Genomic DNA, 20,937 nt, shown 5'->3' on the forward strand with positions numbered 1-20,937 from the left:
GAAAGGGCCGGGAGGTCCAGCCGCGGAACAGGCTGGACCTCCCGGCCCTGGCAAGATCAGTTTCCGGCCGGCGTTTCGACCAGCTTCAGGGAAACCGAGTTGATGCAGTAGCGCTGGTCCGTAGGCGTGCCATAACCTTCGCCTTCGAACACGTGGCCCAGGTGGGAATCGCAGTTCGCGCACCGGACCTCCACCCGTTCCATGCCCATGCTGCGGTCATGAAGGTAGCGGACGGTGCCTTCCGCCAGCGGAGCCCAGAACGAGGGCCAGCCGCAGTGCGAGTCGAACTTCTCCCTGCTGGTGAAGAGCTCGGCGCCGCAGGCCCGGCACTGGTAGACGCCGGCGGTGTGGGTGTCCCAGTACTCACCCGTGTAAGGGCGTTCCGTTCCCGCCTGGCGCAGCACCCGGAATTCCTCCGGGGTCAACTGCTCCCGCCATTCGGCTTCGCTCTTTTCCACGCAGGCGCCCTTGTCCGGAACATCCTGGTGCGGCACTCCGGCTGTGAGGTCGGCGGTGTGGAAATACTTGCTGTTGTCTGCGGTGCTCATGATGTGCTCAACGTTCAGGAGTCGCCAATGAATCCCGAACCGGCGTAGAGGTGCAGCACGGGCAGGCCCAGCTGGTCCTGCGCCTTGTTCGCCCAGTCCGTGTGGAACGTGTCCGCGATGGCGTGCGGACGGGTGATCACCACCGCTTGCGAGGCATTCAAGGCCTTGACCTTGGCCACCAGGCCGGCGACAGCACCGCCGTCGACAATCTCACCGCTCACCCCGGAGCCGAGCCCTTCCAAGGCCTCGAGCGAGGCGGCCAGGGCGCTCTGCGCGCTGGCACGTTCGACCTCGGGGTCCGGGGCCTGCGAGAGCAGTTCCCGGAAGGCTTTGGCCACCTCCAGCATGGAGAGGTTCTCCAGGAAGTCGACCAGCAGGTGGCGCTCGGTATTGGCCGGCACCAGCACCACGATGGGGGCATCGCTGCCGTCCACCAGTTTGGCGATGTTGACGCGGTCGTCGTGGCCGAGGGGTTCTTCGCTCAGAATGACGATTGGATCGCTCATGGCTACAGCGTAGACCCGGACCCGGCCGCGCGGCAGCGTTTGGCGGACGAATCCGGCCGGGCGTTGCGACGATTCCGGCAATGTCGCTGCCGGGATGGACAATGGTGGCATGGCATTGACCTTGCGCCCGGCCCCCGACGCCACAGGCTCCGCGGGAATGTCCGCACGCGCGCGGTGGACCCTGTTCGGAATCGCCGCCGGCGGCGGCCTCGCCGCGCTCTTCGGGGCGGGCAGTTCGGCCCTGGCCGCCTACTTCGCCAGGCGGATCATCACCCCGGCCATTCGGGATGCCGACCAGGAGGTGCTCGCGCTGGTCCGCGGCGACGACGGACTTCAGGTCATCATGGCGGCCACCGAGGACTCCACGTCCCATGGCACCTTCAGCCTGTTCTTCGACGGCGGCGCCGGCCACGCGCGGATCGGCAGGATCGTCTCCTACTCGCCTGCCGAACGGACCGTGCAGCGCGAGGTCGAGGAGGTCTACAGCGGCGACCTCTCGAGGGCGCACCGCGGATGGTGGAGCGGTGCGGTCTACGCCTCACCTGCGTCGCTCGGCCTGGCGGCCGAGGATGTGGAGATAGACGTCGACGGCGGCAAGGCGCCGGCGTGGTTGGTCCGGGCTGACGAAGGAAACGGCACCAGGCAGGGAGCCAACGCCCGGGTCTGGGCCATCATGGTGCACGGCCGCGGGGCCACCCGGCTGGAAGGCCTGCGGGCCCTTCCGGTGGCGCTCAGCCTTGGCCTCGACTGCCTGCTGATTTCCTACCGCAACGACGGCCTGGCCCCGGCCGCTCCCGACGGCCGCTACGGCCTGGGCTCCACGGAATGGCGCGACGTCGAAGCCGCCATCGCGTTCGCCCTGGAACAGGGCGCCGAGGAAGTCGTGCTGTTCGGCTGGTCGATGGGCGGGGCGATCAGCCTGCAGACGGCCGACCTTTCCCGCTACCGCCACCTCATCCGGGCACTGGTGCTGGATGCCCCTGTGATCGACTGGGTAAACGTCCTGGCGCACCACGCCCGGTTGAACTCCATCCCTTACGCCGTGGGACGGTATGGCCAGCTGATGCTCGGCCACTCCCTCGGCCGCAGGCTGACCGGCCTGGCCGCGCCGTTGGACCTGCGGACGATGGACTGGGACGCCCGGGCCGTGGAACTGCGCACCCCCACTCTGCTGCTCCACAGCGTCGATGACGACTACGTGCCGTATGGTCCGTCGGCGAGCCTCGCCGAACGGAATCCCGAGATGGTCACCTTCGAACCGTTCAGCAAGGCCAGGCATACCAAGGAGTGGAACGTGGACCGCGAGAAATGGGAACGGCTGGTCCGGTCCTGGCTGGAGCCGCGGCTGGCGCCGCTTGCGCCTGAGCTCACGGGCGGCCGCTGAAGCGGGAAAGCCGGCGCCTCAGGCTGCGGCGATCGGCGCGACGCGCGCCTTCGTGAGCCTGACGAGGTCCGCCGGCGCGAGCTCGATGTCCAGGCCCCGCCGACCGCCTGAAACGAGGACGGTGTGGAAACCCAAGGCCGATTCGTCCACGACAGTGGGGGAGGGCTGGCGCTGGCCCAAGGGAGAGATGCCGCCCAGGACGTATCCGGTGCGCCGCTCGGCCGTTTTCGGATCGGCCATGGCCGCCTTCTTGGAGCCCATGGCGGCGGCGATCGCTTTAAGGTCGAGCGTTCCGCTGACCGGGACGATCCCGACGGCGAGCTTGCCTTCGATGTCCACCATCAGGGTCTTGAAAACCCGCGAAGGGTCCACACCAAGGACGTCCGCCGCTTCCAGACCGTAGCTTTCGGCGGCGGGATCGTGCGCGTACGGGTGCAGCGTGAACGGAACGCCGGCCGCAGCCAGGGCGGCTGTGGCCGGCGTTCCGGTTGAGGCTTGCTTCTTTGCCACGTTCTTACGCTCCCGGGAGTCAGGAGTGCAGCCGGTCGGCAGCGGCCACCTTGCGCTTGATGCGGCCGAGCATCGCGGTCATGCCGCGCATGCGCAGGGGAGTGATCGCGCGGGTGAGGCCCAACAGCTCCGGCATGTCGTCGGGCACGGAAAGGATTTCGGCGGCCGTCAGGCCGTCGAGCCCTTCGTGCAGCACGCCGGCGAAGCCGCGGGTGGTGGGTGCTTCCGGCGGGGCCTTGAAGAACAAACGGTAGCCGAGGGCACCGCCGTCGTCCCTGCGTTCCTGCTCAATCGTCAGGAACAGCGGCGACTGGCACTCAACCACCTGTTCGAGCAGTTCGGGGTGGCCCAGCAAGCGCTCCGGCAGATCGGGGAGGCCGCGGGAGAACTCAAGCAGCAACTGCAGGCGTTCGGGCTCGCTCAGGGCCTGGAAATCATCGACAATTTCCGCCAGTGCGGCGGGCAGGGTATTGGTACTCATCACGTCCAGCTTACGCAGTCCGGACGGGGTTTTGCCCCGTCCGGACCCGGCGGTTCAGGGAAAGCGCCGGCTAGTGGGCCAGCGCCGGAACGGAGCCGCGCTCTGCACCCTTGACGATCGGTACGCGCACGGCGTTGCCCCATTCGGTCCACGAACCGTCGTAGTTGCGCACGTTCTGGAAGCCCAGCAGGTACTTCAGGGCGAACCAGGTGTGGCTGGAACGCTCGCCGATGCGGCAGTAAGCCACCACCTCGTCGCCTTCCTGCAGGCCGGCTTCGCCGAGGTACAGGGCCTCGAGTTCTTCGCGGGTACGGTAGCTGCCGTCCTCGGCCGCTGCACGTGCCCACGGGATGGAGGCTGCGGTGGGGATGTGGCCACCGCGCAGGGCGCCTTCCTCGGGGTAGGCAGGCATGTGGGTGCGCTGGCCGGTGTACTCCTCGGGGGAGCGGACGTCGATCAACGGCTTGCCGAGATGCGCCAGGACATCTTCCTTGAAGGCGCGGATCGGTGCGTCATTGCGTTCGACGACGGGGTATTCGCCCGGGGCCGGCTGCGGGATGTCGGTGGTCAGCTCGCGGCCTTCGGCAATCCACTTGTCGCGGCCGCCGTCCAGGAGCCGGACGTCCTCGTGGCCGAAGAGGGTGAAGACCCACAGCGCGTAGGCTGCCCACCAGTTGGACTTGTCGCCGTAGATCACCACGGTGCTGTCACGGGAAATGCCCTTTGCCGCGGCCAGCGCGGCGAACGCCGGGCCGTCCACGTAGTCGCGGGTGACCTCGTCGTTCAGGTCCGTGTGCCAGTCGATCTTCACGGCTCCGGGAATGTGGCCGGTTTCGTAGAGAAGGACGTCTTCGTCGGATTCGACAACAACCAGCTTGCCGTCGTTGAGGGCTCCGCCTTCGAGGGCCGCGGCGAGCCATTCGGTGGACGCCAGGCGCTCCGGGTGCGCGTACTTCGCGAACTTTTCGTTCTGTTCAACGGGGTAGGACATGGGTATGGCCTTTCACTGATGATGGTCGGCGCCGGACCGGACGGCGGGGCATTCCTCTGCCCGGCTTGGAATCAACACTATCCATGCGCCTGTGGGATTGCTCCTGTGCGGTCACATGGTGAAACATGGCAGTCCGCCGGGCTTCGGCTGTGTCCATGGCGGCCGGGCATTCCCGGTATTCTTGCTGAGGACCCATCCCGGAAGAACGGACCCCCTTGGTACAGATCGAACAGCTCGCCGCACGCACGCCCGCGGTCTCGGTGGCCGAGATCCTGCAGGGGTTCCATCCGTCCCCGCGGTTCGGGGAGGTCTCCTTCTCGAGCTACCGTCCCGACCCCGCCCAGCCCAGCCAGGCGGCTGCCGTCAAGGCCCTGGAAACTTTCGCTGCCGGCGTCGGCAACGGCTCCGGCGGCGGCCTGTTCTCCCGGATCTTCGGCAAGAAGGACGCCGGACGGGCCGGCATCTACCTCGACGGCGGCTTCGGCGTCGGCAAGACGCACCTGCTGGCCTCCCTCTGGCACTCGGCGCCCGGACCCAAGGCTTTCGGCACCTTCGTCGAATACACCAACCTGGTGGGGGCGCTGTCCTTCCGCAAGACGGTCGAGGCGCTTAGCAGCTACAAGCTCGTCTGCATCGACGAATTCGAGCTCGACGATCCGGGCGACACGGTGCTGATGTCCCGCCTCATGCGGGAATTGGCCGACGCCGGCGTGCGGCTCGCGGCGACCTCCAACACCCTGCCGGGTTCCCTCGGCGAGGGCCGCTTCGCCGCCGTCGATTTCCAACGCGAAATCCAGGTCCTGGCGGACCAGTTCGAGGTCATCAGGATCGACGGCGAGGACTACCGCCACCGCGGCCTGCCGGCCGCACCGGCCCCGCTGAAAACCGAGGACCTCAAGCGGCACATGCACGCCGAATTCGACGGCCAGACGGTCGCCGTCGACGACTTCCGCCAGCTGGTGGACCACCTGGCGGGCGTCCACCCCAGCCGCTACCGCCAGCTGATCGCAGGGATCGACGGCGTCGTGTGGCGGGACGTGGAGACCATCACCGAGCAGGCGGTCGCCCTGCGCTTCGTGGTGCTCGCCGACCGCCTCTACGACAAGGACGTGCCGATCCTGGCCAGCGGCGTTCCGTTCGACAAGCTCTTCACCGAGGAAATGATGGGCGGCGGGTACATGAAAAAGTACTACCGCGCCGTCTCCCGCCTCACCGCCCTGGCCCGCGAGGGCCAGAACCACGAACCCTCCTAGGGTACTGAGGCCGCGTTACTGCCGCTTTTCGGTGGTCCGGTCCTTGAGGACCCAGCGGATCACAATCCCCGCCAGCAGGGCCCAGAATGCCGCCCCGATTCCGGCAACGCTCAGCCCTGAGGCGGCCAGCAGGAACGTGACCGAGGCTCCGATCCGTTCTTCCGCCACCGCCAGCGCAGACGCGATCGCCGAGGCCATGGTGCCCAGCAGGGCGAGGCCCGCCACGGCCTCAAGCAGACCCTGCGGCGCCGTAGCCACCACCGTGACCAGCGCCGCGGAAGACGCGGCAAGCAGCAAGTACACCAGGCCCGAGGTAAAGGCGGCAATCCACCGCCGGCCCCGGTCCGGGCCCGCTTCCTCTCCGGCGGCCAGTGCCGCGCTCAGGGCGGCCAGGTTGATGGCGTGCCCGCCGAACGGAGCGCCGAGTATCGTCCCCGCCCCGGTCACCAGCATCGACGGCCGCCACGGCGTGGTGTAGCCGAAGGACTTCAGTACCGCCACGCCTGGGATGTTCTGGGACGCCATCGTCACGATGAACAGCGGAAGGGCCAGGCCGGCCACAGACTGCGGGGTGAATGCGGGCGTGGTCCACTGCAGTTCGGGCAGCAGGCGGTCCGCAGGGACACTTCCGCCGTTCAGCCCGACATAGAGCCCGATGACGGCCAAAGCGACCCCGAGGGACGCCGGAACGGACCACCGGGGCGCCAGCTTCATCATCAGCAACCAGCACACGATCACCGGCGCCACGAGCAGGGGAGCGGAACCCAGGGCCTTGAACGGCGCAACGCACAGCGGCAGGAGGACCCCGGCGAGCATCGCCTGGGCAAGTGCCGTCGGAATCCGCGCCATGAGCCGTCCCAGCGGGGGCAGCAGCCCGGTGAGTGCGATGAGCACCCCCGCTACCAGGAAGGCGCCGACGGCGGCCGGCCAGCCGCCGTCGGGCGTTCCCGCTCCCGCGAGAAGCGCCGCCCCCGGCGTGGACCAGGCGAGCGTCACCGGCACCTTCGATCGCCAGGAGAGCCAGAGGACGCCGACACCGAAACACAGGGTGAGCGCCAGCAGGCCGCTGGCCGCCTGCGCATCGCTGGCCCCCACGGCACGCAGCCCGGCGAGGACCACCGCGAAGGAGGAGGTGAAGCCGACCAAGGCGGTCACGACGCCGGCGGTCAGGGGCATGGACAACTGCCGGGACGGCGGGGCTGGGGGAGCGGCGGTGGCTTCGGCCGGTGCGGCGCTGGAATCCGGGGAGGGCATGATGTTCAACGGTACCCGAGGCAGGTGGTGGTCCCGCTCCGGCCGCGCAAACCCGGCCGATTAAACGCCAAGGGCATCGGTGCCGCCTCCCGGCGGGACCGATGCCCCGTTGACGTAACTGTTACGGCAGCTCTTTACCGAGCCTCATCCGTGGCCGGAGCCTCGCCACCGGCGTTCTCCACGAATCCGGAAGCGGCGTCCTGGACTGCATCAACCTGCTCGGCGAATTTTCCACCGGTCTTATCGTCGATGAAATCGCCGGCCTTTTCGATGCCGTCCTTGATGGCTTCTTCGTTGCCACCAATGAGCTCTTGAGCCTTGCCCTTCAGATCGTCAATTAGTCCCACGGGCACCTCCCTTCCTCGCGGAGCCAGTTCGCTCCTCCGTTCCCGAGCCTAGCCCGGGATCCCGGCCCTGCCAAGCGCGGTTTGGCGGACCCTATTCAGAAGCCGCCGTCAAGCCTGGCGTTCTCCTGGTGCCGGGGGCTGTCCGGATTCATCAGCGAATGCCGGCGGCCGTAGCCGAAGTAGATCGCCAGACCGATGACCAGCCAGACGGCGAACCGCAGCCAGGTGTCCCACGGCAGCTGAGTCATCAGGAAACCCGAGGCCAGGACGCCGAAGGCCGGCACCACGGGCATGAGGGGCAGACGGAAGGTGCGCGGGGCGTCGGGCTTCGTGTAGCGGAAGACGATCACGGCCACGCACACCACCACGAAAGCGGCGAGGATGCCGATGTTGGTCAGGTCGGCCACGGCCTTGATTGGGAAGACGCCGGCAAGGAAGGCCGAGGTGATGCCTGCAATCCAGGTGACGCGCTGCGGGGTCCCGTGGCGGTCTGTCTTGGCGAACCAGGACGGCAGCAGCCCGTCGCGGCTCATTGTGAACCAGACGCGGGTGACGCCCAGCAGGAAGGTCAGCATGACGGTGAGGATGGACAGCACGGCGAAGACCGAGATGATCGTGGCGATGACCGGAAGCCCGACGCCGGTGAACGCGGAGGCGAATCCGGCAGTGGGGTTGATGTCCTTGTAGTTCTGCATGCCGGTCAGCACCAGGGTGGCGGCCACGTAGAGGAGCATGGCGATCACGAGGGACAGCACGATGGCCTTGGGCATGTGCTTCTTGCCGTCCTTGGCCTCTTCTGCAGCGGTGCTCATGGCGTCATAACCGAAGACCGCGAAGAACACGGTGGCGGATCCGGCCAGGACCGGGCCGAAGCCGCTGGGCATGAACGGGTTGTAGTTCTCGGTGTTGATGTAGAACATGCCCAGCCCGATGATGAACACGATCAGCAGCACCTTGATGCCCACGGCAATCAGTTCGAAGCGGCCGAAGGTCTTGGTGCCCCGGCTCAGGATCCAAGTCACGAGCAGGCAGACCAGGATGGCGGGAATGTTGATGAGGCCGCCCTTGCCTTCGTCCACCGTGGACGTCATCCAGGCCGGCATGTGGATGCCGATTCCGGAGAGGAACGCGTCGAAGTAGCCGGAGATGCCGATCGCGACGACGGCGACGATCGCAATGTATTCAAGCAGCAGGTCCCAGCCGATGAACCAGCCGATGATTTCGCCCAAGGCGACGTAGCCGTAGGTGTAGGCCGAACCGGCGCGCGGAATCATGCCGGCGAATTCGGCATAGGAAAGTGCCGCCGCCGCTGAGGCGAGGCCGGCCACGAGGAAGGAAATCAGCACCGCGGGGCCGACGCCTGGGTTGCTGCCGTTGCCGTGGGCCACCAGGCCTGCGAGCGAGAAGATGCCGACGCCGATGATTCCGCCCACGCCGATGGCGGTCAGTTGCCAGAGGCCGAGGCTCTTGAAAAGGCCGCTGTGCTTGTTCTCCTCCTCGATGGTGTCGATCGGTTTCTTCCTCAGGATCGAACTCGTGAGCGTTTGTTGGTTCACCGGGGTGCTCCTGCCTGTAGGCGTGGTGGTTGAAAGCCAAAAAGGTCCGAGGAATAGTATGCGAGTCGAATCACATCAGATAAAGCGATTTTTCCTTAGCTTTATTCGTGGGATATTCCGATGTTTGGAGCTCCGGTGTCCCGGAGGCGGGTGGTTCGAAAGCATAAAAAAAGCAGCTCCGAAGAGCTGCTTTCATCATGGGCGCCGGCCCGGAGAGCGGACGACGAGATTCGAACTCGCGACATCCACCTTGGCAAGGTGGTGCTCTACCAGCTGAGCTACGTCCGCACATGCTGAACCAGGTTCAACAACAGGCAAGTTACCTTGCCCTGGTGGGCGATACTGGGATCGAACCAGTGACCTCTTCCGTGTCAGGGAAGCGCGCTACCGCTGCGCCAATCGCCCGTTTCCGGCAGGAGCCGGAGAATATCCGTTTCCGGATCCTTAAAAACAGGAGAGCGGACGACGAGATTCGAACTCGCGACATCCACCTTGGCAAGGTGGTGCTCTACCAGCTGAGCTACGTCCGCAAATATTGAGCGGATGGCCGGAGCCATCCGCTCAACGTCAAGCAAGTTTCCTTGCTCCCGTGGGCGATACTGGGATCGAACCAGTGACCTCTTCCGTGTCAGGGAAGCGCGCTACCGCTGCGCCAATCGCCCGTAATAATCCGGCCGTAACCGGGATCCAGGGTTTTCACCGAGGTGGGTACGGGATTCGAACCCGTGTATACGGCTTTGCAGGCCGCTGCCTCGCCTCTCGGCCAACCCACCGTGTAAGCAAGAGTCCCGGCTTCCCGGGACTCTTTGCCGTGACAGTGTCCTGCGAGCGGACGACGAGATTCGAACTCGCGACATCCACCTTGGCAAGGTGGTGCTCTACCAGCTGAGCTACGTCCGCATTGCCGGATTTCCGCGGCCCGCCCCGATGGGCAGACCGTCGCTTTCCGACGAGTAAAAACTCTATAGGAGGTTCGGGGAAACTCCAAATCGTTCGCCCTGCCAGGGCAGCCTGCGCCCCGGGTTCCTTGGATTGGCGCGGAATTTCCGAGTTACACGCTTGTGATTAGCCTGCCCGGTGCGCGTGCTGGCAGCTTGGAGATGCCCCCTCCTGAATCTGCGGCAGGGGTGAGTTCCGGTTCCGTTCCGGCGGTTTTTGATTTCCGGCCGGAGTCGGTTAGTGTTTTTGATGCACGGGCGATTGGCGCAGTGGTAGCGCGCTTCGTTCACACCGAAGAGGTCACTGGTTCGAACCCAGTATCGCCCACCGTGAGGCAAAGGCCCCTGCTGCTCTACTAGGAACAGCAGGGGCCTTTGTCGTACCTCGGTGTCGTACTCCGGACGGCTCCGGGCTCGGACCCTGTCGGTGGTCTGTGAAAGAGTTTTCCTATGACAGATCCACTGCTTGCCCATGCCACCGACTACGGCCGGATGTACGCCCGCTCCACCACGGAGGCCTTTTCGGTGCCGTCCATCACCACGGTCATCGGCCAGCAGGCACACTCGCTGGATGGCTGGTTCGGGTACATGGGAGCGAACAGCCTGGCGAACGATCCCGAACTGCCGCGGCTTCTCGGCAGTCCCGCCGGTCTCCGGCAGGCGGTCAACAAGGCAGCCAAGGCTGCCGAGGTGTACCGGGACGACGCCGCCCAGCGTGGGGACCGGGTGCACGGCTACTGCGAACAGGTGGCGCTCCGGGCGCTTGGCAGGCCACACCAGGTGGAGGAGTCCCGTGCCCTGCTGGCTTCTCATGGCGAAGAGGCCTTCGCGGTACGGTTCGACGAATGGTGGGAGCTGTACCGCGTAGAACCGCTCGCCCCGGAAATCACCGTCTGGAACACGAGCGTCGGCTACGCCGGCACCCTGGACTTGGTGGCACGGATCAACGGCCGGGTCTGCCTGATTGACTACAAGACCAAGGGGACCAACCGCGACGGCACGGTCAAGGCCCTGGATGACAAGGTGGTCATGCAGCTGGTTGCGGGGATGAAAGCAGAGGAAAGCCTGGTGGATCCGGTGGCAGGGGAGTGGGAGCCCTGGAAGTACGGCGAGGATCCCGTTCTCCTGGCGGTGGCCATCGGCGAGACCGAAGTCCGCCCGCAGCGTGCCAACCCGGATGTCCTGAAACACCACTGGTGGAAATTTTGTGCCCTGAAACGGGTCTGGGACATGTCCGCGAACGTCGCGGCGGCCGGCGCTGCCCTGCTTCCGGTCGCTCCGCCGGCATACCCCGCCGCTCCGGCCGTGGCCGGCTCCACTAAACTGGCTTAGCTCCCTTTGTATGGAAGCCAAGCAAACGCCGATCGTGAGGACTGACAGCGCATGGCCATTTTGAGTATCCGGATCATCGGGGACCCCGTGCTGCGCACTGTGGCCGATCCTGTCACGGACTTCGGCCCCGAGCTTGCCAAACTGGTTGCCGATATGACCGAGACCATGGAAGACGTGGACGGTGCCGGCCTTGCCGCCCCGCAGGTCGGTGTGAGCCAGCGGGTTTTCACCTACCGGATCGACGGCGTCGAAGGGCACATCATCAACCCCGTGCTGGAGAACAGCGAGGATTTCCAGGACGACCAGATCGAAGGTTGCCTCTCCATCCCCGGACTCGCGTACCCGGTCCGCCGCCGCCGTACTACCCGTGCCACCGGCGTCGACCTCCACGGAAACCCGGTCAGCATCGAAGCCGAGGGCATGCTCGCACGCTGCTTCCAGCACGAAACGGACCACCTGGACGGCATCCTCTTCACCGACCGCCTCGAAGGCGAAGACCGAAAGTCCGCGCTGCGCGCCATCCGGGCCGCGAACTACCACGAGGTCACCGAGCAGACCACCAGCAAGCGGGCCAACACCGTCGGCTCCAGCTTCGGCAGCTTCGGTACCCCTGAATGAGGGTCCTTTTCGCCGGCACCCCTGCGGTCGCCGTCCCCTCCCTCGACGCTTTGGTCGACGCCGGATTCGACGTCGTCGCCGTCCTGACCCGGCCGGATGCCCCCACCGGGCGCAAAAGGGTCCTGACACCGTCGCCGGTCGCCGCCCGCGCGGCGGAACTCGGCATCGAAATCATCCACGCAAGCAAGGTGGACGCCGAAACCACGGCCCGCATCGCCTCCTACGAACCGGATGTTGCGGCGATCGTCGCCTACGGCGGGATTGTCCCCAAAGCCGCCCTCGCCGTCCCGAGGCACGGCTGGATCAACCTGCACTTCTCCTTGCTTCCGGCTTGGCGCGGCGCCGCTCCGGTGCAGCGCGCCGTCATCGCGGGTGACGACATCACGGGCGCGGCCACCTTCCAGCTGGAAGAAGGATTGGATACAGGACCGGTTTTCGGAACGGTCACCGAAGCCGTCCGGCCGGACGACACCGCCGGTGACCTGCTGGAACGGTTGTCCCGCAGCGGCGCCGTCCTGCTCAGCCAGACCCTGTCCGCCGTCGACGCTGGCAGGGCAGCCCCCGAGCCGCAGAGCGGTGAAGTTTCGCTCGCGCCCAAGCTCACCCTCGACGACGGCCGCATCGACTGGCGGCAGCCCGCCCTCGCGATCAACCGCAGGGCCCGTGGCGTCACCCCGGAGCCCGGTGCCTGGACCATGCTGGACGGCCAGCGGGTCAAGCTCGAGCCGCTGCAGTTGCGGCCCGACGTCCGGGACCTGGAGCCCGGCCGGCTTCGCTTCGATGGCAAAAGCGTACTGGCCGGTACCGGTTCGCATGCCGTGCAGCTTGGCCGCATCCAGCCGGCCGGTAAGAAGATGATGGCTTCGGCCGACTGGGCCCGCGGGGTGGCAGTGGAAAGCGTGGAATTCGAATGAGCGAGTCCGGACGACGGAACCCGGCAAACCATGGCGGTCGCGACGGCGGCAGCCGCGGCAACGGCGGGCGGAGCCAGGGTGGAAGCGGCGTCGTGCGCCGCGATGCCAAGGGACGCGAACGCAACCGGGGACCGCAGCGCGGCTTTTCGGCCAGCGCGCCCTCGCAACGCACCCGGCGTGCCGATCCCGCGCGCCTCGTGGCCTTCGAAGTGCTCCGGGCCGTGGCCTCCGAGGACGCCTACGCCAACCTCGTGCTGCCTGCCCGGATCCGGCACCACCACCTCGACAAGCGCGACGCCGGTTTCGCCACGGAACTGAGCTACGGTGCGCTGCGCGGCCAGGGCACCTATGACGCCATCCTGGCGGCCTGCGTGGACCGGCCGCTGGCGAAGCTGGACCCGGCGGTGCTGGACGCCCTGCGGCTCGGCGCGCACCAGCTCCTGGCCATGCGTGTTCCCGCGCACGCCGCACTGGACCAGACCGTGGGCCTGGCCCGTGCCGTGATCGGTGCCGGCCCGTCCTCCCTTGTCAACGCTGTGCTCCGCAAGGTCACGGCCCGCTCGCTGCCCGAATGGCTGGACCACCTCCTCGAGGGCGAGACGGATGCCATCAGGATCGACGCCGTGCGCCACGCCCATCCCGAATGGATCGTGCGCGCCCTGCGCCAGTCCCTCGTGGCCCACGGGCGTCCGGCCGATGAAATCACAGCCCTCCTCGAAGCCGACAACGCAGCCCCGGTGGTAAACCTCGTGGCCCTGCCCGGCCTAGGCAGCCTCGACGAAGCACTGGAGAACGGTGCGACCCCGGGTCCGCTCGTCGCCGGTTCGGCCCTGTCCAGCGGCGGTGACCTCGGCCGGCTCTCCTCGGTCCGGGCCGGCACCACCCGCGTCCAGGACGTCGGCTCCCAGTTGGTGGCCCGCGCCGTCGCCGCCGTCGAGCTCGGAACGGAAAGCACCAGCACGGAAAGCGGCCGCGGAGGCAAAGCCGGCGAGAAGTGGCTGGACCTGTGTGCCGGCCCCGGCGGTAAGGCCGCACTGCTCGCCGCCCTCGCCAACGAGTCCGGCGCCAGCCTGCTCGCCAACGAACCGGCCCCACACCGGGCCAAACTGGTCAGCCAGGCGCTGGCCGCCGTACCCGGCTCCGCCTGGTCTGTCCGCACCGGAGACGGCCGGGACCTGGGCAAGGAACAGCCCGGCACCTTCGACCGGGTTCTCGCCGATGTTCCCTGCACCGGCCTGGGAGCACTCCGCCGACGGCCGGAATCCCGCTGGCGCCGCACGCCCAAGGACCTCGCCGAGCTGGGCCCGCTGCAGCGTGAGCTGCTCAAGTCCGCCATCGACGCCGTCCGGCCCGGCGGCGTGGTGGCGTACGTGACGTGCTCCCCGCACCCCGCCGAGACCACCGCCGTCGTCAGTGACGCCCTCGCCAAGCGGGATGACCTCGAACTGCTCGACGCCGGCGCCGCACTGGATGCCGTCAGCCTTGGGGGGAATCTCGGCGCCGGAAACGAACTCACCGCGCAACTCTGGCCGCACCTGCACCGGACGGATGCCATGTTCATGGCCCTCATCCGGAAAAAGCCCTAAGCTCCATCAGCACCCGACCACCAACGCCAAGGGGAACGAACTTTGACCACGTGCTGCATCAATCCGAGCATCCTGTCCGCCGATTTCGTGAACCTGGAGGCGGAGCTGAAGCGGATCAGCAACGCCGACGCCGTCCACGTCGATGTCATGGACAACCATTTCGTGCCGAACCTGACGCTCGGGCTGCCCGTGGTGGAGCGCATCCAGGCGGTCAGCCCGGTCCCGCTGGACGCCCACCTGATGATCGCCGACGCCGACCGCTGGGCACCTGCCTACGCTGACGCGGGCGTCGCGTCCGTGACCTTTCACGCCGAGGCGGCCACCGCGCCGATCAAGCTCGCGCGCGAGCTGCGGGCGCGCGGCGCGAAGGCCGGCATGGCCTTGCGTCCGGCGACCCCGGTGGAGCCGTACCTGGACATGCTCAGCGAACTCGACCTGCTCCTGATCATGACCGTGGAACCGGGCTTCGGCGGACAGTCCTTCCTCGATGTGACGCTGCCCAAGATCCGCCGGGCGCGCGCCGCGATCGACGGCTCCGGGATTGGCGTGGCCCTGCAGGTGGACGGCGGCATCACGGAGGAAACCATCCTGCGTGCGGCCGAAGCCGGGGCCAACGTGTTCGTGGCCGGTTCCGCTGTGTACGGCCAGGACGACCCTGCCGAGGCCATCGACCGGCTCCGCAAAGCAGGCATCGGTGCCGCCGCGCGGCGCTGAGCTCCCAAGCGTGACGAACTGTTGACTGCGGGGCCCGGGGAATAGCCGGGCCACCGGCAAAGTTGTGCCACAATAGCAAACACACATTACGTGCTCCGGGGTCGGTGTAATTCCGAACCGGCGGTCATAGTCCGCGACCCGCGAGCCATCGCTTCCAGCAAGGAAGCGGCGGCGAACGGTTGAACTGGTGGAATTCCAGTACCGACAGTCAAAGTCTGGATGGGAGAAGCACGTACAGTCATGCCGCGGTGTCCCTTTTCGGGCACCTGGCATCGCGCTGTCGTACACCCCCGGAGCCATCGCGGCTTTCAGGGAAGGAACGGCATGGATTTTCTGCGATGGCTCTTCGAAGCACAGATCCCGATCGGCGGGTCTGCGCTTGTTCTACGCGAAGTGCTGGGTAACATTTTCGGGCTCGCCAGCGCCCTCGGCGGAATGCGCCGCAAAGTCTGGGCATGGCCCGTGGGTATCGCGGGCAATCTGCTCCTCCTCACGGTCTTCCTCGGCAACGTCTTCGGTGCCGCGACGCCCGCCACCCTCTGGGGCCAGGCCGGACGCCAGGTGATGTTCATCGCCGTCGCCGCCTACGGCTGGTACCGCTGGCGTGAAGGCCGCGTCTCCGCCACCCAGGGCCGCGCCGTGGTTCCGTCCTGGGCGTCGGCCAAGGTCCGTGTCGCGCTCGTCGCCGCGCTCTTCGCCGGCACTGCCGCCCTCACCCCGTTGTTCGATTCGCTGGGATCGTATCCGCCGGTGTGGGCCGACGCCTGGACCTTCACAGGTTCGCCGCTGGCCACCTACGGCATGGCGCGGGGCTGGACCGAGTTCTGGCTGGTCTGGGTGGCCGTGGACATCGTCGGAGTGCCGCTGCTGTTCAGCGCCGGCTACTTCGCCAGTGCCTTCATGTACCTCTTCTATGGCTTCTTCACGCTGGCCGGCTTCTTTGTCTGGTGGCGCGCGGGACGTCGGGAAGGCCTTTCCGTGCAGCCCGACGCTGTGCAGACCGATACCGTGCCGGCCGGAGCCGCCTCATGAGTACAGCGCTCACCACGGCCGTCTTCACGGACGCCGAGCAAACTGCCATGGACACCGCCCTGGCCGCGGCCCTCCTCGGCCCCCGCGGAGCGAACCCGCTGGTCGGGGCCGTGGTGCTCGGCCCGGACGGCACACAACTCGTCACCGGCTACCACCGGGGTGCCGGCACGGCCCACGCCGAGGCCGACGCCATCGCCGAAGCCAGGGCCGCAGGGATCGACCTCAACGGCACCACCATGGTGGTCACCTTGGAACCCTGCAACCACTCCGGCCGCACCGGGCCGTGTGCGCAGGCGATCATCGCGGCCGGCGTTTCCCGGGTGGTGTACGCCGTCGACGATCCGCACCACCACGCCGCCGGCGGCGCCGTCACGCTGCGCACGGCCGGGGTGGACGTCGCGTCCGGCCTTGGCGGAGAACGGGCCACCGCGCTGAACCGGGAATGGTTCGACGCTGTCCGGAGCCGCCGCCCCTTCGTGACCCTCCACATCGCCCAGACCCTGGACAGCCGGATCGCGGCCAACGACGGCACCAGCCAGTGGATCTCCAGCCCCGAATCGCTGGCGGACAACCACGAGCTGCGCGGACTGATCGACGCGATCCTGGTGGGAACCGAGACGGTGCTGGTGGACAATCCGCGGCTCACGGCACGCAACGCCGCAGGCGAGGAATCGGGCAAGCAGCCGCTCCGCGTGGCCATGGGCCTGCGCAGCATTCCGGAGGACGCCGCCATCCGTGGCTCCGACGGCAATTTCATCCACCTTCCCACCCGCGACCCCGCCGAGGCAATGGCCACGCTCTACGAGCGGGACATCCGCCACCTGATGGTCGAGGGCGGCTCCCGGATCCTGAGCGCCTTCCTGGCGGCCGGACTGGTGGACGAACTGATCGTCTACCTCGCGCCCACGCTGCTTGGCAGTGGCACGCCAGCCCTGCACGAGTTGGGGATCAGCACCCTCGCCGACGCACAGCACTGGACGTGGGACGAGGCCGGAGGAGGGGCGGTCCGCAGGCTCGGACGCGACCTTCGGCTGCACCTGAAACCTCTGGCGGAAGCCACCGAAGACCACACCCCCGGCAAGGACGCCGTGGAAGCCACCGAAGGAGAACACTGAATGTTTACCGGAATCGTCGCCGAACAAGGCAAGGTCCTGGCAATAGGCCACCAGGGCACTGAGAGCGCCACGCTGCGCCTCTCGGCTCCCAGCACGACGGACGGACTTGAGCTGGGCGGCTCGATCGCCGTGAACGGCGTCTGCCTCACCGCAACGGAGATCGACGGCCAGGAGTTCAGCGTGGACGTCATGGGGGAGACCCTTGTCCGCACGACCATCGGCGAACTCGCCCCGGGCGACGTCGTGAACCTCGAGCGCTGCGTCCCCGCCGGCGGCCGCCTCGACGGCCATGTGGTCCAAGGCCACGTCGACGGCGTCGGGCAGCTCCTGGAGCGCGAATCCCAAGGCAACTGGGACCGGCTCCGCTTCGGCGTCCCGGCGCAGCTGGCCCGCTACATCGCCGAAAAAGGCTCCATCGCCGTCGACGGCGTGTCCCTCACGGTGACCGCCGTAAGCCCGGCCCAGGAAAGCGAGCCCTGGTTTGAAGTCGGCCTGATCCCCACCACACTGGAGGAAACCGGTCTGGGCGCCAAGGCGATCGGCGGCCGCGTCAACCTGGAAGTCGACGTGCTGGCCAAGTACACCGAGCGGCTGCTGTCGTTCGCCGCCCGCCCGGGCGCAGGCAACCACGCCGCGAACGGAGGCGACGCCCGGTGAGCACCTTCCCGAACGAAAGCAGCACCGCCGTGCGCCACGGGCTGGATCCGGTGGAGGACGCCATCGCGGCAATGGCCGCCGGCCGCCCCGTGGTGGTGGTCGACAACGAAGACCGCGAAAACGAAGGCGACATCATTTTCGCCGCCGAGCACGCCACGCCGGCCCTCATGGGGTGGACCATCCGCTACAGCTCCGGGGTGATCTGCGTGCCCCTGGAAGGCTCCCGTGCCGACGCCCTCCAGCTGCCCCCCATGGTCGAAGACAACCAGGATGCCAAGGGAACCGCCTACACGGTGTCCTGCGATGCGGCCGCCGGCGTGAGCACCGGAATCTCCGCCGGCGACCGGGCACTGACTGCCAGGATCCTCGCGGATCCGGCCAGTACGCCGTCGTCGATTACCCGCCCGGGGCATATTTTCCCGCTCCGTGCCGTTAACGGTGGAGTGCGTGAACGCCCCGGACACACGGAGGCCGCCGTGGACCTGTGCCGCCTGGCCGGGCTTGCCCCGGTAGGCGTGATCGCCGAAGTGGTTCACGACGATGGTGAGATGATGCGCCTGGACAGCCTCCGGGACTTCGCCGCGGAACATGGGTGCCCTTTGATCTCCATCGAGGACCTTGTGGCATACATTGCGGCGAAGGCCGGCGACCAGGCAGGAGAAGAGGAGACACGATGACCGCACAGCGTTATGGCGACGGCGGCACGGCGCACCGGAAGCATCCGGTCAGCGGCGGCCCCGTGGTCCAGCTGCCCACGGCCTTCGGCGAATTCATTGCCCAGGCGTGGATCGACGAGGCCACCGGCGTGGAGCACCTCGCGGTGAGCTCCCCGAACCCGCCCCGCAACGGCGCCGCGCCCCTGGTGCGCCTGCACTCCGAGTGCCTCACCGGCGACGTCTTCGGCTCCTACCGCTGCGATTGCGGCGAACAGCTGGCCTACGCACTCGAACTGATCCGCGACGAGGGCGGCACCCTGCTCTACCTGCGCGGACAAGAAGGCCGGGGCATCGGGCTGGCCAACAAGATCAAGGCCTACGCCCTCCAGGAAGCAGGCTTTGACACCGTCGAAGCCAACGAACAACTTGGCCTGCCGGTGGATGCCCGCTGCTACAAGGCCGCCGCGCAGATCCTCGCGGAGATGGGCCTGCACGAAATCCGGCTGCTCAGCAACAACCCGGACAAGCAGGACCGCCTGGCCCAGGCCGGCGTGAAGGTCGTCGAAATGGTCCCGACGGAAGTTCCCTCCCGGGAAGAGAACCTGCGCTACCTGCAGACCAAGAAGGACCGCATGGACCATCGCCTGACACTTGCCGATCCTGCTGCCGCAGGCACCGGCGCCTTTGACCTCGAACAAGACTGACCACGAACAAGACTGAACGGAAAAACACACACCCCATGAGCGGACACGGCGCCCCCACCATCGACCTCACCACCCTCAACCCGGAGGAAAGCTCCCAGCTCAAGCTCGCCATCGTGGCGGCCAGCTGGCACACCCAGATCATGGACGGCCTGCTCGCCGGTGCCCTCCGCGCCGCCAAGGAAGCCGGCATCGCCGAGCCCGCCGTGCTGCGGGTACCGGGTTCTTTCGAACTGCCCGTCGCGGCAGCCCGGCTGGCACCGCACTTCGACGCCGTGGTTGCCCTCGGCGTCGTCATCCGCGGCGGAACCCCGCACTTCGACTACGTCTGCCAGGCCGCGACGTCGGGACTCACCGATGTCAGCGTCCGCACCGGCGTGCCGGTCGGCTTCGGAGTGCTCACCTGCGACACCGAACAGCAGGGCCTGGACCGTGCCGGGCTCCCCGGCTCCTCCGAAGACAAGGGCCACGAAGCCGTCACGGCTGCGCTGGCCACGGCACTGACCCTCAAGCAGTATTCGGCTGCCTGAGATCCTGCGGAACGGAGGGGATGCGGGCGCCGCACGGCTGTGTGTTCGCTCACATCCCCTTCGTCATGCAAGGCCCCGGGAAGCGGCCCTGCCCGCCGAACAAGTAGGCTGTAGGGCGTGAAGAATTTCGAGACGCTGTTCGCAGAACTGAGCGATAAGGCAGCGAACCGCCCGGCTGGGTCCCGTACGGTCGCCGAACTGGACTCCGGAATCCACGGCATCGGCAAGAAGGTCGTCGAAGAAGCCGCCGAAGTCTGGATGGCTGCAGAATATGAATCCGACGAGGCCGCGGCCGAGGAGATCTCCCAGCTGCTGTACCACCTGCAGGTCCTCATGCTGGCAAAGGGACTGAACCTGGAGGACGTTTACAAGCATTTGTAGCCGCGCACGCGTGGCCCATGCTTGAAAACCAACCTTCCGCCAAAAATCCCCCAGAAAGACTCCCCATGCTGCGAGTAGCCGTCCCCAACAAGGGATCCCTGTCAGAAGCCGCCTCCGCGATGCTCAGCGAGGCGGGATACCGCCAGCGCCGCGACTCCCGCGAACTGGTCATGGTCGATCCCGACAACGAGATCGAGTTCTTCTTCCTGCGCCCGCGGGACATCGCCGTGTACGTCGGACAGGGAACCCTCGACGTCGGAATCACCGGCCGCGACCTGCTCCTGGACGCACAGGTGGAGGCCGAGGAGCTGCTGCCGCTGGGCTTCGCCGCCTCGACCTTCCGCTTCGCCGGCCCGGTGGGCAACTTCTCCGGCGTCGAGCAGCTCGAAGGCAAGCGCCTCGCCACCAGCTACGACGGCCTGCTGCGGGACTACCTCGCCGAGCGCGGCGTCAGTGCCAAGGTGGTCCGCCTCGACGGCGCGGTGGAATCCTCCGTGCGCCTTGGCGTCGCGGACGCCATCGCCGACGTGGTGGAGACCGGCAACACCCTCAAGGCCGCCGGCATGGAAATCTTCGGCGAGCCGATCCTTCGTTCCGAAGCGGTCCTCATCCGCCGTACCGGCGAAGGCGGAGCGGCCAACGGCACCGCCAAGGAAATCGAGGTGCTGATCCGCCGCCTGCAGGGCGTGCTGGTCGCGCGCCAGTACGTGCTCATGGACTACGACATCCGCAAGGACCTGGTCGAAGACGCCGCCGCCCTCACCCCGGGCCTGGAATCGCCCACGGTGTCCCCGTTGCGCGACTCCGACTGGGTGGCCGTGCGCTCCATGGTTCCGAAGAAGGAAACCAACCGGATCATGGACGAGCTGTACGACCTCGGAGCCCGTGCCATCCTGGTCAGCAGCATCCACGCCTGCCGCATCTGAGCCCCTC

The 20,937-nt window shown here is 67.3% G+C and carries 23 protein-coding genes, 7 tRNA genes and 1 riboswitch; of the genes, 16 read left to right on the forward strand and 14 right to left on the reverse strand.

The window, feature by feature from the left end; all coding sequences use genetic code 11:
• Positions 1-56 precede the first annotated feature (56 nt).
• Complete coding sequence (gene msrB / locus DWV11_RS02920; RefSeq protein ID WP_115787408.1) at positions 57-548, reverse strand: peptide-methionine (R)-S-oxide reductase MsrB; 492 nt, start codon at positions 546-548, stop codon at positions 57-59.
• Positions 549-562: 14 nt separating this feature from the next.
• On the reverse strand, positions 563-1,054 hold the full coding sequence (locus DWV11_RS02925; protein WP_115787495.1) for a hypothetical protein: 492 nt from the start codon (positions 1,052-1,054) through the stop codon (positions 563-565).
• A gap of 109 nt (positions 1,055-1,163) precedes the next feature.
• Here DWV11_RS02925 and DWV11_RS02930 point away from each other — a divergent pair, with 109 nt between their 5' ends.
• On the forward strand, positions 1,164-2,438 hold the full coding sequence (locus DWV11_RS02930; protein ID WP_115787409.1) for an alpha/beta hydrolase family protein: 1,275 nt from the start codon (positions 1,164-1,166) through the stop codon (positions 2,436-2,438).
• Positions 2,439-2,456: 18 nt separating this feature from the next.
• Here DWV11_RS02930 and ybaK read toward each other — a convergent pair whose 3' ends face one another.
• From ybaK to DWV11_RS02945, 3 genes are all read right to left on the reverse strand, one after another.
• Positions 2,457-2,948: a Cys-tRNA(Pro) deacylase gene (gene ybaK, locus DWV11_RS02935; protein WP_115787410.1), complete on the reverse strand. Its 492-nt coding sequence runs from the start codon at positions 2,946-2,948 to the stop codon at positions 2,457-2,459.
• 19 nt (positions 2,949-2,967) lie between these two features.
• Entirely contained in the window at positions 2,968-3,429 is a 462-nt protein-coding gene (locus DWV11_RS02940) for a SufE family protein (RefSeq protein WP_210725654.1), read from the reverse strand.
• Positions 3,430-3,499: 70 nt separating this feature from the next.
• Positions 3,500-4,420 carry a sulfurtransferase gene (locus DWV11_RS02945; protein WP_115787412.1) on the reverse strand — a complete coding sequence of 307 codons (921 nt, stop codon included), beginning with the start codon at positions 4,418-4,420 and terminating at the stop codon, positions 3,500-3,502.
• 215 nt (positions 4,421-4,635) lie between these two features.
• Here DWV11_RS02945 and zapE point away from each other — a divergent pair, with 215 nt between their 5' ends.
• Entirely contained in the window at positions 4,636-5,673 is a 1,038-nt protein-coding gene (gene zapE / locus DWV11_RS02950; protein WP_115787413.1) for a cell division protein ZapE, read from the forward strand.
• A 15-nt stretch (positions 5,674-5,688) separates the two neighbouring features.
• Here zapE and DWV11_RS02955 read toward each other — a convergent pair whose 3' ends face one another.
• The 9 genes from DWV11_RS02955 to DWV11_RS02995 form a co-directional block, all read right to left on the reverse strand.
• Positions 5,689-6,927: a benzoate/H(+) symporter BenE family transporter gene (locus DWV11_RS02955; protein ID WP_425452038.1), complete on the reverse strand. Its 1,239-nt coding sequence runs from the start codon at positions 6,925-6,927 to the stop codon at positions 5,689-5,691.
• A gap of 134 nt (positions 6,928-7,061) precedes the next feature.
• Positions 7,062-7,280, reverse strand: coding sequence for an antitoxin (locus tag DWV11_RS02960; RefSeq protein ID WP_115787414.1), 219 nt, complete (start codon positions 7,278-7,280; stop codon positions 7,062-7,064).
• Between the two features lie 89 nt (positions 7,281-7,369).
• A complete protein-coding gene (locus tag DWV11_RS02965) occupies positions 7,370-8,830 on the reverse strand; it encodes an amino acid permease (RefSeq protein ID WP_115787415.1) in 1,461 nt (486 codons plus the stop codon).
• 215 nt (positions 8,831-9,045) lie between these two features.
• A tRNA-Gly gene (locus DWV11_RS02970) sits at positions 9,046-9,118 on the reverse strand.
• A 42-nt stretch (positions 9,119-9,160) separates the two neighbouring features.
• A tRNA-Val gene (locus DWV11_RS02975) sits at positions 9,161-9,235 on the reverse strand.
• A gap of 52 nt (positions 9,236-9,287) precedes the next feature.
• Positions 9,288-9,360, reverse strand: a tRNA-Gly gene (locus DWV11_RS02980).
• Positions 9,361-9,420: 60 nt separating this feature from the next.
• Positions 9,421-9,492, reverse strand: a tRNA-Val gene (locus DWV11_RS02985).
• 40 nt (positions 9,493-9,532) lie between these two features.
• Positions 9,533-9,603, reverse strand: a tRNA-Cys gene (locus tag DWV11_RS02990).
• A gap of 54 nt (positions 9,604-9,657) precedes the next feature.
• Positions 9,658-9,730, reverse strand: a tRNA-Gly gene (locus DWV11_RS02995).
• Between the two features lie 294 nt (positions 9,731-10,024).
• Here DWV11_RS02995 and DWV11_RS03000 point away from each other — a divergent pair.
• The 14 genes from DWV11_RS03000 (at position 10,025) to hisG (ending at position 20,930) form a co-directional block, all read left to right on the forward strand.
• A tRNA-Val gene (locus tag DWV11_RS03000) sits at positions 10,025-10,096 on the forward strand.
• Between the two features lie 122 nt (positions 10,097-10,218).
• On the forward strand, positions 10,219-11,100 hold the full coding sequence (locus DWV11_RS03005) for a cytochrome (protein ID WP_115787416.1): 882 nt from the start codon (positions 10,219-10,221) through the stop codon (positions 11,098-11,100).
• A 51-nt stretch (positions 11,101-11,151) separates the two neighbouring features.
• Positions 11,152-11,718: a peptide deformylase gene (gene def, locus DWV11_RS03010; RefSeq protein WP_115787417.1), complete on the forward strand. Its 567-nt coding sequence runs from the start codon at positions 11,152-11,154 to the stop codon at positions 11,716-11,718.
• Positions 11,715-12,632, forward strand: a complete 918-nt coding sequence (fmt, locus tag DWV11_RS03015) for a methionyl-tRNA formyltransferase (RefSeq protein ID WP_115787418.1) — start codon at positions 11,715-11,717, stop codon at positions 12,630-12,632. The genes def and fmt overlap by 4 nt, the downstream gene beginning before the upstream one ends.
• A complete protein-coding gene (locus DWV11_RS03020) occupies positions 12,629-14,218 on the forward strand; it encodes an RsmB/NOP family class I SAM-dependent RNA methyltransferase (RefSeq protein ID WP_115787419.1) in 1,590 nt (529 codons plus the stop codon). The genes fmt and DWV11_RS03020 overlap by 4 nt, the downstream gene beginning before the upstream one ends.
• A gap of 42 nt (positions 14,219-14,260) precedes the next feature.
• Positions 14,261-14,932 (forward strand): ribulose-phosphate 3-epimerase, encoded by a 672-nt coding sequence (rpe, locus tag DWV11_RS03025; protein WP_115787420.1) that lies wholly within the window; start codon positions 14,261-14,263, stop codon positions 14,930-14,932.
• 86 nt (positions 14,933-15,018) lie between these two features.
• Positions 15,019-15,168, forward strand: a riboswitch (FMN riboswitch).
• Positions 15,169-15,256: 88 nt separating this feature from the next.
• Complete coding sequence (pnuC, locus tag DWV11_RS03030) at positions 15,257-15,964, forward strand: nicotinamide riboside transporter PnuC (protein WP_115787421.1); 708 nt, start codon at positions 15,257-15,259, stop codon at positions 15,962-15,964.
• A complete protein-coding gene (ribD, locus tag DWV11_RS03035) occupies positions 15,961-17,079 on the forward strand; it encodes a bifunctional diaminohydroxyphosphoribosylaminopyrimidine deaminase/5-amino-6-(5-phosphoribosylamino)uracil reductase RibD (RefSeq protein WP_115787422.1) in 1,119 nt (372 codons plus the stop codon). The genes pnuC and ribD overlap by 4 nt, the downstream gene beginning before the upstream one ends.
• Complete coding sequence (locus tag DWV11_RS03040) at positions 17,080-17,736, forward strand: riboflavin synthase (RefSeq protein ID WP_115787423.1); 657 nt, start codon at positions 17,080-17,082, stop codon at positions 17,734-17,736.
• A gap of 71 nt (positions 17,737-17,807) precedes the next feature.
• On the forward strand, positions 17,808-18,413 hold the full coding sequence (gene ribB, locus DWV11_RS03045) for a 3,4-dihydroxy-2-butanone-4-phosphate synthase (RefSeq protein WP_245953414.1): 606 nt from the start codon (positions 17,808-17,810) through the stop codon (positions 18,411-18,413).
• Positions 18,410-19,096 (forward strand): GTP cyclohydrolase II, encoded by a 687-nt coding sequence (ribA, locus tag DWV11_RS03050; protein WP_115787425.1) that lies wholly within the window; start codon positions 18,410-18,412, stop codon positions 19,094-19,096. Before ribB ends, ribA begins: the two co-directional genes overlap by 4 nt.
• Before the next feature lie 35 nt (positions 19,097-19,131).
• Positions 19,132-19,623, forward strand: coding sequence for a 6,7-dimethyl-8-ribityllumazine synthase (gene ribH, locus DWV11_RS03055; RefSeq protein ID WP_115787426.1), 492 nt, complete (start codon positions 19,132-19,134; stop codon positions 19,621-19,623).
• 117 nt (positions 19,624-19,740) lie between these two features.
• On the forward strand, positions 19,741-20,004 hold the full coding sequence (locus DWV11_RS03060) for a phosphoribosyl-ATP diphosphatase (protein ID WP_115787427.1): 264 nt from the start codon (positions 19,741-19,743) through the stop codon (positions 20,002-20,004).
• Positions 20,005-20,069: 65 nt separating this feature from the next.
• Positions 20,070-20,930 (forward strand): ATP phosphoribosyltransferase, encoded by an 861-nt coding sequence (hisG, locus tag DWV11_RS03065; protein WP_115787428.1) that lies wholly within the window; start codon positions 20,070-20,072, stop codon positions 20,928-20,930.
• The last annotated feature ends 7 nt before the right edge of the window (positions 20,931-20,937 follow it).

Source organism: Arthrobacter silvisoli (assembly GCF_003369445.1).
Taxonomy (GTDB): Bacteria; Actinomycetota; Actinomycetes; order Actinomycetales; family Micrococcaceae; genus Arthrobacter; species Arthrobacter silvisoli.

Coding starts and splice junctions, on each gene's coding strand:
- msrB (WP_115787408.1), bottom strand. CDS start 548: ATGAGCACCGCAGACAACAGCAAGTATTTCCACACCGCCGACCTCACA.
- DWV11_RS02925 (WP_115787495.1), bottom strand. CDS start 1,054: ATGAGCGATCCAATCGTCATTCTGAGCGAAGAACCCCTCGGCCACGAC.
- DWV11_RS02930 (WP_115787409.1), top strand. CDS start 1,164: ATGGCATTGACCTTGCGCCCGGCCCCCGACGCCACAGGCTCCGCGGGA.
- DWV11_RS02940 (WP_210725654.1), bottom strand. CDS start 3,429: ATGAGTACCAATACCCTGCCCGCCGCACTGGCGGAAATTGTCGATGAT.
- DWV11_RS02945 (WP_115787412.1), bottom strand. CDS start 4,420: ATGTCCTACCCCGTTGAACAGAACGAAAAGTTCGCGAAGTACGCGCAC.
- DWV11_RS02955 (WP_425452038.1), bottom strand. CDS start 6,927: ATGCCCTCCCCGGATTCCAGCGCCGCACCGGCCGAAGCCACCGCCGCT.
- DWV11_RS03005 (WP_115787416.1), top strand. CDS start 10,219: ATGACAGATCCACTGCTTGCCCATGCCACCGACTACGGCCGGATGTAC.
- def (WP_115787417.1), top strand. CDS start 11,152: ATGGCCATTTTGAGTATCCGGATCATCGGGGACCCCGTGCTGCGCACT.
- fmt (WP_115787418.1), top strand. CDS start 11,715: ATGAGGGTCCTTTTCGCCGGCACCCCTGCGGTCGCCGTCCCCTCCCTC.
- DWV11_RS03020 (WP_115787419.1), top strand. CDS start 12,629: ATGAGCGAGTCCGGACGACGGAACCCGGCAAACCATGGCGGTCGCGAC.
- pnuC (WP_115787421.1), top strand. CDS start 15,257: ATGGATTTTCTGCGATGGCTCTTCGAAGCACAGATCCCGATCGGCGGG.
- ribD (WP_115787422.1), top strand. CDS start 15,961: ATGAGTACAGCGCTCACCACGGCCGTCTTCACGGACGCCGAGCAAACT.
- DWV11_RS03040 (WP_115787423.1), top strand. CDS start 17,080: ATGTTTACCGGAATCGTCGCCGAACAAGGCAAGGTCCTGGCAATAGGC.
- ribB (WP_245953414.1), top strand. CDS start 17,808: ATGGCCGCCGGCCGCCCCGTGGTGGTGGTCGACAACGAAGACCGCGAA.
- ribA (WP_115787425.1), top strand. CDS start 18,410: ATGACCGCACAGCGTTATGGCGACGGCGGCACGGCGCACCGGAAGCAT.
- ribH (WP_115787426.1), top strand. CDS start 19,132: ATGAGCGGACACGGCGCCCCCACCATCGACCTCACCACCCTCAACCCG.
- hisG (WP_115787428.1), top strand. CDS start 20,070: ATGCTGCGAGTAGCCGTCCCCAACAAGGGATCCCTGTCAGAAGCCGCC.